Consider the following 11,423-nt stretch of genomic DNA (forward strand, 5'->3'; position numbering starts at 1 on the left):
ATATCGATAAGCGGTAGAAATTTTCCTATTAACATTTTTTACTGCTCCATAAAAATCCAAAAACAATCTTTTGTTGTTAGTACCAGTACCAAACCAAAAACACAACTATGAAAAAATTATTACTTGCTTTTAGTCTGCTGCTTGGCACAACTACCGCATTCGCAGACCACCTAAGCGAAAGACTGCTATTTACAGCGCGCTTAGACGGAGAAAATAATACAACCGTAACCAATCCTGATGCTAACGGAATAGCTTCTTTGTTTCTAAACAAGAATAGAGATTCTTTATTTGTAACAATCGCAACGGGTAACTTGGGTGGAGCCATTACAGGGGCTCATATCCACGAGGGAATGCCAGGAGTTGATGGTGGAGTAGTTTTTAACCTTACGCCATTCGTTAACCAAAACATGATTAAAACTGTAATTACCGGAGGTGATTTAGACAGTTTAATGGAGGGTTTATTTACCGAGGCATATTACATCAACATCCATACTGAAAACCCAATTGCAACAGGAACTGCAAGGGGGCAAATAAAACTGGAGCGCGACTTTGGTTTCTACACCAACTTAGACACCGCACAAGAAATTCCTTCACCAATGGGTTCTGCAGCATTGGGCTCAGGAAACTTTATCATCGACCAAAATGATGATAGTATCCGCGTTGCTATAATAACAACAGGTTTAACGGGAGACATTCAGGGCGCTCATTTACACTTTGCTGCCGCAGGTGAGAACGGACCAGTACTCGTAAATCTTTCTAGTCTTATCAAAGGAGGCACTCGAATTTACGGTAAAGTTGCTGTTCCAGACTCTTTAAAGGGTGGAAAACTTAAAAACTACATTAAAGACGGACTGATTTACGCAAACATCCACACCACAATGAATGCTGCGGGTGAAATACGTGGACAAGCTTTAGTAAGCTCAGACCTATATTTAGACTCAAGATTAGATCAAGCGCAATTAGAAACGCCTCAAACCGTACAAACTGATGTGCAGGCTGCTGGTCATGGATACATCGCAAGCGATTTTGCTTCTTTCAGATATTACTTTGTGTACGAAGAAGAAAACCTTTCTTCTCAAACACCAATTTTCAGCTTTGTTAGAGGCGGACAAATTGTTAAAAGCCTACAAGCTCAAGACGGAGTAATTGCTGGATCTTGGACTTCAGAAGATGTTACGCAACCACTTACCGAAGACTTAATAAGAGGCTTATTGTACGGTGAAGTATCGCTAAGAATCTCAACCACGCTTAATCCTACAGGTGAATTACAAGGAACTTTGATTCGTGCGTTGCGCGAGGGCTATGCTTACGAGCTAAACACGGAGCAAGAAGTTCCTAGTCCTATGGTTACTAAAACTCCTATGGGTGCGGGTATGGTATCAATAGATAGCCGTAGAAGTAACGCTCATGTAATGCTTGCATTTGATAGCCTTTCTGGTCCAGCTACTGGAGGCCACTTGCACCTTGGTGTTCCTGGAGAAACAGGTCCTGTACTTTTTGCATTGCCAGTAATAGATAATGCGGCTTATACTTTTTGGACTGCAGATGCTGGATTTACTGCCGCAAATGAGCTTCAATTTAGAAGAGATTCGGTTTATGTAAATATCCACACTATGGCTAATATGTCTGGAGAAATTAGAGGTAATGCAGACCGCGATTATAGAAACAACCAGAGCACTACAAGCATATCTAGCTTTAGCAAAGATCTGGATGTTGCCATTTCTCCAAATCCATTTGCAGACTTTATCAATATTGAAATAAATGGATCACAGCAAGCTGAAAAAGCTGTTATCCAAGACTTATCTGGAAAGGTAGTCCTCACCACAGAACTAAGTACCAACGGGGTTAAAAGCCAAATTATAACCACCGACATTAAACCAGGTGTATATATCCTGAGTTTATACAAAAACGGTTCAGTTTTGGCAGCTAGTAAAATAGTTAAGTAATAGGGTAATTTTTAATGGTACTTGGTAGGGATGTCCAGAAATGGGCATCCCTTTTTTGTTTCTATCCACTTGAAAGCAACTATAGTTAGGAGGCAATTTTTTCACCGATCGCTGGGGAACACGCCTGCTCATTTTGTTCAAATACCAATTTTTTGCCGTTTGCTTCAAAGGATCTTTGGAGCGTCAAGTAGGCTTTCACCGCTCTTCTGTGGTCTTTTAGTAGACCTTCTATTTCACTTTTAATTAAACTTTCTTTAGAACAATTTTTTGACGGTATATTCCTTTCCAGGAAAACCTCAAAGGGATGGAGATAATAATGCATGGCTAACGGATTTTGGGGGATGAAAAATTACACCAAAACAGTATTTTATAAACCTAATTTAAATCAGCCGTAGTATTGATAGTAGCTTTAATCCGATGAGCGAAGGAATTCAATAGACCAATAACATCTTAATGAGAACAAAAAGAGAAATCCTAGTAAATTAAAGCTTACTGATACTTTTTAAATTTACTCATGTAGTAAACCATCCCATCTGAGAGACCAATTTTAGGAACAACAATTTTCCCCAAGCCTGCATTCTCTAGGACGGTTTTGTAAATTTTTCCGGCTGGAACAATAACATCAGCTCGGTCTTCTTTTAAGTCAAACACATCCATTCGCTCTTCCACCGACATAGGCTCCAGTTCGGAAACCAAATTGGAAATATCCTCTGTTGTAATTTCACGGCTTCTGGTATTGGAGTTTGGAGCGAGTTTAACCAGCTTATTAATATTTCCTCCAGTACCAATGGCTATCAAATCGTCTTCTCCATTTTTTTGCTCTTCCGCAAATTCGGCAATCTCCTCCCAAACTTTATTCTTAACCTTCCCCTTTAAAATTCTTACCGTACCAATTTTAAATGATTTGTTTGCTACCGCAACACCATCATGTAAGACAGATATTTCTGTACTCCCACCTCCAACATCGATATATAGGTACTTTTTAGAGAGGTCTAGATTTTGAGTTTCAAAAGTAGACTGGATTAATTTGGCCTCACGTGCACCAGAAATTACTTCAATTTCTACGTCGGTAAGACTGTGAACAAGGTCTACAATTTGTTTTTGATTTTCGGCTTCACGCATAGCCGAAGTGGCGCAGGTCCAGTAGTTTTTAATTCCATAAACCTGCATCAATAATTTAAAAGCATTAATAGATTTCGCTAAACGCACTGCATTGTACTCGGAGATTTTACCCTGCTCAAAAACTTCTTCACCTAAACGAACTGGAACGCGCACCAGTTGAAGTTTCTTAATGGTAGTTTTCCCTCCTTTTTTCCTAGCCTCTGCTATCAGCAGTCGCATTGCGTTGGATCCTATATCTATTGCTCCGTATTTCAAACTCTACCTTCTTTTAGATGATTTTGCCTTGGGATTAAAGGCCAGGGCTAAACCTAACCAATGCTCCAAATCTGCATCATTATCCCAGCCCTCCTGATCCACATAAACATATCCCTTCATGGCCTTTCCTGTAAAATCCATTTCCGATGTATGTGGCTTGGTTAATGCTTCTGGATATGCCTCTGGACCTATCCTTGCCATAAGCTGATCTGCGATGATACCGACACACATTTTGTCATCAACCATAAAACATAAACCACCAAACATCTTTTTAGAGTAAAACTTCACCCTTTTTGACATTAAGTAATCTGTTATGCGGTCTGCTAGTGCCTGGTTAAACGCCATATTTATATTTCTGCGAACTCCTTGTCTGGAACTTCTTCCCCAAGTCTATTCTTAAAGTAATCGTACACTTCGTATTGGGCTCGTACTCGACTTTCGCCCTGGTTGGAAACGTACAAATTATATTGGTTTTTATCTATTATCCGCGCTTTAACATTGTCTTTCACGTATATCATGAAAGTTTCTTTAAGCACCTTTTTAATAATAGGATCATAAACTGGAGCGGTTACCTCTACCCTTCTGTCTAGGTTTCGGGTCATCCAATCTGCCGAGCCTAAATAAAACTGCTCGTCGCCACCATTTCCAAATATCATCAACCGCGTATGTTCCAAAAAGCGGTCTATAACACTTACAATGGTTATGTTTTCCGACATTCCCGGAACCCCAGGTATTAAACTACAAATACCTCTAACTACACCAACTATTTTCACTCCAGCTTGAGATGCTTTATACAACTCAATTATCATATCTCTATCCTGGAGATTGTTAAGCTTAAGATAGATATACCCTTCTTTTCCCTGCTTAACTTGCTCTATTTCGTTATGGATTAGTTCCACCATTTTACTACGCGTAGAAAATGGAGAAACCAGTAGGTGTTCAAACGGACCAATTTTGTAATTCTCCCGTAAGAAATTAAATACCCGATTTACCTCGGTAGCAATTCTTTGATCTGCCGTTAAAAGGCTATAATCAGTATACAACTTAGCATTTCCCTCGTGGAAATTCCCAGTTCCAATATGGGCGTAATATTTTACCTTTTTATCTTCTTTTCGCTCAATTAAAATAAGCTTAGAATGCACCTTTAACCCGTTTACTCCAAAAAGAACTTTTACTCCTTCTTCCTGCAGCTTGGAACTCCAGTATAGGTTGTTCTTTTCGTCGAACCTAGCCTGTAATTCTAAAACCACCTCAACCTTTTTGTGGTTTTTAGCGGCACTAATAAGGGCGTTAATAATCTTAGAATTTTTAGCAACGCGATATAGGTTAATCCTAATGGCTGTAACCTTGGGATCTATTGCCGCTTCCCTAAGTAAATCGATTACGTAGTTGAAAGACTGAAATGGATAAGTTAGAAGAGAGTCCTTCTCACTAATGGCTTTAAACATGCTTTTGTACTTATCCAAGTGCCTATGCTTAAGCGGTGGCATAGGTGGATTAACAAAGTCTTTAAGTCCCAAATTAGGGAAGCCCATAAAGTCCTTGAAGTTGTGATAACGCCCTCCTGGAATAAGGTTTTGGGTTTGTCTTAACTTTAATTTCTTCAGTAAGAAATCGAATAAATCGTCAGGGATGGTTGCATCGTAAACAAAACGGACAAACTGCCCTTTTTTCCTGTTTTCGATAGAACTTTCGAGCTTATCCATAAAAGACTTAGAAACGTCTTCTTCGATATCCAACTCGGCATCCCTTGTTAATTTAATCGTGTAAGCCTCGAAATCTTCGTAATCGAAAATATTGAAGATATCAGGCAATGAAGCTCTAATTACATCGTCGAGCATCATCACATATCTTCTTCCGCCTTGCGGAGGCAAAACCAAAAAGCGCGGTAACACATCTGTCGGTAACTCCACTAATGCGTAATCTGGCGCTTTGTTTTCCCTGTGCATTTTAATGGCCAGATAAATCATTTTATCCTTAACCGTTGGAAAGCGCTTGCGCTTATCCAACATGATAGGTACAATGTTTGGCCTAACTTTTTCAGTAAAATACTTTCTAACAAAAAGCAACTGGTCTGGGGTGAGCTGCTTCTCATTCAACATTATAATGTTGTCTTCCCTAAGCTCATCTAATAAGCCCTCGTAAATCTTTTCGAATTTAGACTGTAGCTTGATAACAGTAGATTGGATAATCTCAAGGCACTCTTCGGGGTCCATTTCCAAATAATTCCTTGCTTCAACTCCAAAGTTCACAATACGGTTAAGCGTGGCAACCCGAACCTTAAAGAATTCATCTAGGTTATTGGAAAATATCCCTAAGAATTTAACCCGTTCAATAACAGGTACTGATTTATCGGCAGCCTCTTGAAGCACTCTATCGTTAAATGCCAGCCAGGATAGCTCCCTATTTATTAACTCAAAGTTATTCCCCATACTACACAAACTCCTATAGGGAGCCTAGTTTTGATTCTAGTACTTCAATTTTACTTATTGCATCCTGCTCCTTCTTACGCTCTGCAGCCACTACCTGCTCTGGAGCATTCGAAACAAATCTTTCGTTCGCTAATTTCTTTTGAACCGATTTAAGGAAGCCTTTGGTGTAATTTAATTCTTCTTCAATCTTTTGTTTCTCCGCTTCTACATCAATTTTCTCAGAGAATGGAATAAAAAACGATGCACCTGATGAAACAAAACTGTATGCATTAGCTATTTCTTCAGGCACTTGTTTAACCTCAGAAATCCCTGCTAGTTTTTTAACCAAATCCCAATTTGGATTACCAGTTAATTCTCCTTTATAGTTAAGAACCAATTGTTCCTTAGGACTTAATCCAGCCTTGTTTCTAATATTTCTAATGTTAGAAACCAAAGCAGCTGATAAACCAAATTGATTCAATAGGTCTTCGTCAACAGCGTCCACTTTAGGCCATGGGGCGGTTACCAAGGCATCTTTAACTTCTCTCTCCTTTATTATGTGCCAAATTTCCTCGGAAATAAATGGCATGAAAGGATGAAGTAGTTTCAATAATTTCTCAAAAATCTGATTGGTAGCTTTAAAGGTCTCCTTGTCTATTGGCGCTCCGTAAGGCGGTTTAACCGTTTCCAGGTACCAAGAACAGAAGTCGTCCCAAACTAACTTGTAGATTGCCATCAGGGCATCAGATAATCTGTATTTCGAGAAATGATCGTTTACCTGAACTAGCACCTCGTTAATTCGGTTATTAATCCAGTCAATAGCAAACTTGTTTAGCTCCGGCATAGCGGCATCGCTTTGCTCCCACCCTTGGGTTAAGCGCAATGCATTCCAAATCTTGTTGCAGAAATTTCTTCCTTGCTCACAATAGCTTTCATCAAATAACAAGTCGTTTCCTGCAGGAGAGGAATATAACATTCCAACGCGAACCCCATCGGCTCCATACTGTTCCATTAGTTTTATTGGATCGGGAGAATTCCCAAGAGATTTAGACATCTTACGTCCCAATTTATCTCTTACAATCCCTGTGTAATAAACGTTGGAAAACGGCTTTTGGCCTAGGTATTCGTAACCAGCCATAATCATCCTAGCCACCCAGAAAAACATAATCTCCGGAGCCGTTACTAAATCATTGGTTGGATAGTAATAAGCTAGTTCCTCATTAGGTTTTCCCGTTCTAATTAGATCAGAATCAAAGGTGGATATTGGCCATAGCCAGCTAGAGAACCAGGTATCTAAAACATCTTCATCTTGTCTTAAATCTTCTGAATTGACGGTAATACCTTTCTTCTTGAGCTCTGCTAATGCTTCCTCTTTAGTTTTGGCAACTATAAAGTGTTCGGTTCCTTCACCGTAATACCATGCTGGTATTTGGTGTCCCCACCACAATTGTCTGGAAATACACCAATCTTTAATGTTTTCCATCCAGTGGCGATAAGTATTTTTAAACTTGGGTGGATGAAATTTCACTTCGTCGGTTTCTACAGCTTTAGCAGCTGGACCACAAAGTTTTTTCATATCCACAAACCACTGTAACGATGGTCTAGGCTCTATCACTTCGTCGGTTCTTTCTGAATAACCAACTTTATTGTCATAGTCCTCTATTTTAACAAGAGCACCAGCAGCTTCTAAATCGGACGGAATCTTTTTACGTACAGCAAATCTATCCTTCCCAACGTACATGGTTGCCGCCTCATTAAGCGTACCATTTGGGTTAAGCATGTTTATCAGCTCTAAACCATGTTTTTCTCCTAGCTCGTAATCATTAACATCATGAGCTGGGGTAATCTTTAGCGCCCCAGTACCAAACTCAAGATCTACATATTCATCGGTAATTAATGGTACAGCACGGTTTACTAGGGGAACAATAACCCTTTTTCCATGAAACTTTTTGAATCTATCATCTTCTGGATGCACACAAACCGCGGTATCAGCCAATATTGTTTCAGGACGGGTAGTAGCAATGGTAATATACTCCTCGGTGCCTTCTACCTGATATCTCACGTAGTACAGCTTCCCCTTAACTTCTTTATGGATTACCTCTTCATCTGAAACTGCAGTAAGTGCTTTGGAATCCCAATTCACCATTCTTGTTCCGCGGTAGATATAGCCTTTTTTATAGAGATCTATAAATACGTCGATCACGCTTTCAGAATATCCAGGATCCATGGTAAAAGAGGTCCTATCCCAGTCGCAAGAGGCTCCTAACTTTTTTAGTTGTTCTAGGATTATTCCTCCATGTTTATCCTTCCACTCAAAAGCATGAGCAAGAAATTCGTCTCTGGTTAAATCCGATTTTTTTATTCCCTCGGCTCTAAGTTTGTTTACAACTTTCGCCTCGGTAGCAATAGATGCATGATCAGTTCCTGGCAACCAGCAGGCATTTTTACCTTCCATACGTGCCTTTCTAACCAAAATATCCTGGATGGTATTATTAAGCATATGCCCCATGTGTAATACCCCGGTAACATTTGGCGGAGGGATTACTACCGTAAAAGGCTCTTTTTTAGGATCTGGCTTAGATGCAAAAAACTTGTTTTCCAGCCAAAACTTATACCATTTATTCTCTACTTCTGTGGGTTGATATTTTGATGCTATAGACATGCTTGTGTTTCAATTTTCAGCGATCGACAAAATTAGACATTTAGCTTTACTGATAAGAATTCTTTTATCGGTAGAAATGATGATTTACAGAAGTTTTGGTACTGATTAAAGAAAAGATACTTGCACTGGTAAGAATGAATGTATTTTTATTGTATTCAAATTGTAACCATACCTGTTAATGCCATCTTTAGTATCGCATAGTACACAACCAAATTCGGAAACACAGTTCTTCTCGCACTATCGTTTCGATAAGGACGACCAATCCAAGTTCGAAACGGCCATTATAATTGATGACAACCGCAACGACTTACTATTCCATAAAATGATTCTTAAAAAGGAAGGGTTTGCTAGTAACTTCTGCACTTTTGTCAGTGGGAAAGCGGCACTTACCTATTTAAACAAAACGCTTAGAGCAAAACTGGATGACAACCCAGAAGCTCGCTATGCCATTTTTCTGGATTTGATTATGCCAAGAATGGATGGATTCGACTTTTTAGAGCTCTTTGACGAACTGGATGAAGACTTTAAATCGCACTTTAAAATTTATTTGGTAACCAATTCTACTAATCCTATCGACCTTCAAAAGGCTTCTAAAAGCAACTCTGTATTCGGTTTCGTACGCAAACCCATTACCAAAAAAATAATCGACGTAATCAGATTAAACTGTTAAAGAATTACATCTAAGTTTTGCTTGTGGTACAGTCTTTGTTACCTTTACATTCAAGTAAAAAATTAAAATGATGAAAAAAGTATTAGGACTAGTTGCTTTAGTTTTAATGGTATTCGGAGCTCAAGCTCAAAATACTGTTGCTACAGGACCACAAATTAGCGTTGACAAAGAAGTACACGATTACGGTACAATTGAAAAGGGTGCAGACCCATATTGCTATTTCGAAGTAAAAAATACAGGAACTGAGCCTCTAGTAATTTCTAATGCAAAAGGTTCTTGCGGATGTACTGTTCCAGAATGGTCACGTGAGCCAGTTATGCCTGGTAAATCAACAAAAATCAAAGTACGTTACGATACTAAAAGAGTAGGACCTATTAACAAGTCTGTTACTCTTACTAGTAACGCAGTAAACGAACCTACAATGGTCTTAAGAATTAAAGGAAATGTTCTTAACGCACCTGCAGCTGAGGCTCCAGAGAAGAAAATCTCTGAAGGTGTTCCAGTTGAAAAGAACTAAATGAAATATTTATTAGCATTCGTGCTTTTATTAAATTCCGCTCTTGGTTTCGGCCAAGCAGCGGAATTTTTTTTTGAAGAAACCGAATTCAAGTTTCCTAAAACTGAAGAGGGGGAATACCTAAAACACAACTACGTTTTTAAAAATGTTGGCGAGGCACCTTTGTTTATCAAAAACATAAAGGTGAATTGCATGTGTACCAAAACCAAATTCCCAATGCGCCCAGTGCCTCCTGGAGCTACAGACTCCATCCAAGTATTTTTTGACACCAAAGGGAAATCGGGTTACCAGATTAGAGATCTAAAAGTTTTTTCCAACGCCAAAGAAAACCCCAAAACCCTTCGGTTTAAAGTTCACGTAAAAAAATCCAAGTAAGGCGAATTCCGTTTTTTCCTTCTACAAAAAAGCCCATTTTTGCAGCACTAAATTTTTAGAGCTATGCCTGCAATTTCAATAAAGGGCCAAAACATGCCCGAATCTCCAATAAGGAAGCTAGTTCCTTTTGCCGAGGCGGCGAAAAAGAGTGGTAAAAAAGTATACCACCTTAATATTGGTCAACCTGATATTCCTGCACCTGAGGTTGTAACCGAAGTCTTTAAGAACTCAGAAATTAAGCATATAGAATATAGCCACTCTGCTGGTAACGAATCGTACCGAAAAGGGCTTACTGAATATTATGCCAAATACGATATTTCACTTGGAGTTGAGGATATTTTGATCACCACAGGTGGTTCGGAAGCTTTAATATTTGCTCTTCAATCTTGCCTAAATCCAGGAGATGAAATAATTATCCCAGAACCATTTTATGCCAACTATAATGGTTTTGCAGTAACTGCAGGTATTAAAGTAAAACCCATCCTTTCTACCATTGATAATGGTTTTGCGCTACCTCCTGTTGAAGAGTTTGAAAAACTTATTACCAACAAGACCAAGGCTATATTGATCTGTAACCCTGGAAATCCAACGGGTTATTTATACAGCCAACAAGAAATAGAAGCGCTAAAGGCAATCGTTAAAAAACACGACTTGTACCTATTTGCAGATGAGGTATATAGAGAGTTTTGCTACGATGGGGCCACTCCTTTTTCCACTCTTAAGCTAGAGGGGGTTGAAGACAATGTGGTAGTTGTAGATTCTGTTTCTAAGCGCTATTCTATGTGTGGAGCTAGAATTGGAGCGGTAGTTACCCGAAATAAACAACTGATGCAAACTATCTTAAAGTTTGCTCAAGCGAGGTTAAGCCCACCTAGTTTAGGTCAAATTGCTGGTGAGGCAGCTCTTAAAACTCCTCAATCTTATTTTGACAACGTAGTAACCGAATACACCCAAAGGAGAAAAACTTTAGTAGACGGTCTTAATAAAATAGATGGTGTTGTTTGTCCTAATCCTGGAGGAGCATTTTACACTGTTGCAAAATTCCCCGTAAAAAACGCGGAGCATTTTTGTCAATGGATGCTTTCTGAATTTGAATTTGAAGGTGCTACGGTAATGATGGCTCCAGCAAGTGGATTCTATGCAACGCCCAACCAGGGACTAGACGAAGTGCGAATAGCCTATGTTTTAGAGGTTGAGGCACTTAAACACGCTGTTAAATGTATTGAGGAGGGATTAAAGGCCTATCCAAACAATTAATAAAGTCCAGAAAAGCTTACTGAGAGAGGGAGTCCATTGTGGACTCCCTTTTTTGTTAGGTAAAGGTTATAAATCGATATTTCAACACAACTCATCGATAGTCATGCGATTTATCAGGTTAAAAGGTGTCTTTTACTTGATAAGTGTGTGATAAAATAAAGCCCGTCCGGTTATATCTCTCAAGGGGTTGATTAGGCGCTGTCATATA

Annotated in this window: 10 protein-coding genes; 5 read left to right on the plus strand and 5 right to left on the minus strand. The window is 39.1% G+C overall.

Annotated elements, in window-relative coordinates; genetic code table 11:
• Window positions 1-107 precede the first annotated feature (107 nt).
• A complete protein-coding gene (locus FRX97_RS03525; RefSeq protein ID WP_147013469.1) occupies window positions 108-1,946 on the plus strand; it encodes a CHRD domain-containing protein in 1,839 nt (612 codons plus the stop codon).
• 85 nt (window positions 1,947-2,031) lie between these two features.
• Here the strand turns inward: FRX97_RS03525 and FRX97_RS03530 are convergent, their stop codons facing one another.
• The 5 genes from FRX97_RS03530 to FRX97_RS03550 form a co-directional block, all read right to left on the minus strand.
• Window positions 2,032-2,268: a hypothetical protein gene (locus FRX97_RS03530; RefSeq protein ID WP_147013471.1), complete on the minus strand. Its 237-nt coding sequence runs from the start codon at window positions 2,266-2,268 to the stop codon at window positions 2,032-2,034.
• A gap of 167 nt (window positions 2,269-2,435) precedes the next feature.
• Window positions 2,436-3,323 (minus strand): Ppx/GppA phosphatase family protein, encoded by an 888-nt coding sequence (locus FRX97_RS03535; RefSeq protein WP_147013473.1) that lies wholly within the window; start codon window positions 3,321-3,323, stop codon window positions 2,436-2,438.
• A 3-nt stretch (window positions 3,324-3,326) separates the two neighbouring features.
• Complete coding sequence (locus FRX97_RS03540) at window positions 3,327-3,668, minus strand: TfoX/Sxy family protein (RefSeq protein ID WP_147013475.1); 342 nt, start codon at window positions 3,666-3,668, stop codon at window positions 3,327-3,329.
• Between the two features lie 2 nt (window positions 3,669-3,670).
• Window positions 3,671-5,755, minus strand: coding sequence for a polyphosphate kinase 1 (ppk1, locus tag FRX97_RS03545; protein ID WP_147013477.1), 2,085 nt, complete (start codon window positions 5,753-5,755; stop codon window positions 3,671-3,673).
• 13 nt (window positions 5,756-5,768) lie between these two features.
• On the minus strand, window positions 5,769-8,396 hold the full coding sequence (locus FRX97_RS03550) for a valine--tRNA ligase (protein WP_147013479.1): 2,628 nt from the start codon (window positions 8,394-8,396) through the stop codon (window positions 5,769-5,771).
• Between the two features lie 178 nt (window positions 8,397-8,574).
• On the opposite strand from FRX97_RS03550, the gene FRX97_RS03555 reads away from it, so the two are divergent.
• From FRX97_RS03555 to FRX97_RS03570, 4 genes are all read left to right on the plus strand, one after another.
• Entirely contained in the window at window positions 8,575-9,066 is a 492-nt protein-coding gene (locus tag FRX97_RS03555; RefSeq protein WP_147013481.1) for a response regulator, read from the plus strand.
• A gap of 70 nt (window positions 9,067-9,136) precedes the next feature.
• Window positions 9,137-9,583, plus strand: coding sequence for a DUF1573 domain-containing protein (locus tag FRX97_RS03560; RefSeq protein ID WP_147013483.1), 447 nt, complete (start codon window positions 9,137-9,139; stop codon window positions 9,581-9,583).
• Window positions 9,584-9,958: a DUF1573 domain-containing protein gene (locus FRX97_RS03565; RefSeq protein WP_147013485.1), complete on the plus strand. Its 375-nt coding sequence runs from the start codon at window positions 9,584-9,586 to the stop codon at window positions 9,956-9,958.
• A gap of 63 nt (window positions 9,959-10,021) precedes the next feature.
• The gene (locus FRX97_RS03570) at window positions 10,022-11,215 is read left to right on the plus strand and encodes a pyridoxal phosphate-dependent aminotransferase (RefSeq protein WP_147013487.1); all 1,194 of its coding nucleotides are present in this window, start codon (window positions 10,022-10,024) and stop codon (window positions 11,213-11,215) included.
• Window positions 11,216-11,423 lie beyond the last annotated feature (208 nt).

The sequence above is a fragment of the Luteibaculum oceani genome (genome assembly GCF_007995015.1).
Taxonomy (GTDB): domain Bacteria; phylum Bacteroidota; class Bacteroidia; order Flavobacteriales_D; family Luteibaculaceae; genus Luteibaculum; species Luteibaculum oceani.

What these genes read in the sequence shown, in the direction of transcription:
- FRX97_RS03525 (WP_147013469.1), top strand. Translation starts at nt 108, where the DNA reads ATGAAAAAATTATTACTTGCTTTTAGTCTGCTGCTTGGCACAACTACC.
- FRX97_RS03530 (WP_147013471.1), bottom strand. Translation starts at nt 2,268, where the DNA reads ATGCATTATTATCTCCATCCCTTTGAGGTTTTCCTGGAAAGGAATATA.
- FRX97_RS03540 (WP_147013475.1), bottom strand. Translation starts at nt 3,668, where the DNA reads ATGGCGTTTAACCAGGCACTAGCAGACCGCATAACAGATTACTTAATG.
- ppk1 (WP_147013477.1), bottom strand. Translation starts at nt 5,755, where the DNA reads ATGGGGAATAACTTTGAGTTAATAAATAGGGAGCTATCCTGGCTGGCA.
- FRX97_RS03550 (WP_147013479.1), bottom strand. Translation starts at nt 8,396, where the DNA reads ATGTCTATAGCATCAAAATATCAACCCACAGAAGTAGAGAATAAATGG.
- FRX97_RS03555 (WP_147013481.1), top strand. Translation starts at nt 8,575, where the DNA reads ATGCCATCTTTAGTATCGCATAGTACACAACCAAATTCGGAAACACAG.
- FRX97_RS03560 (WP_147013483.1), top strand. Translation starts at nt 9,137, where the DNA reads ATGAAAAAAGTATTAGGACTAGTTGCTTTAGTTTTAATGGTATTCGGA.
- FRX97_RS03565 (WP_147013485.1), top strand. Translation starts at nt 9,584, where the DNA reads ATGAAATATTTATTAGCATTCGTGCTTTTATTAAATTCCGCTCTTGGT.
- FRX97_RS03570 (WP_147013487.1), top strand. Translation starts at nt 10,022, where the DNA reads ATGCCTGCAATTTCAATAAAGGGCCAAAACATGCCCGAATCTCCAATA.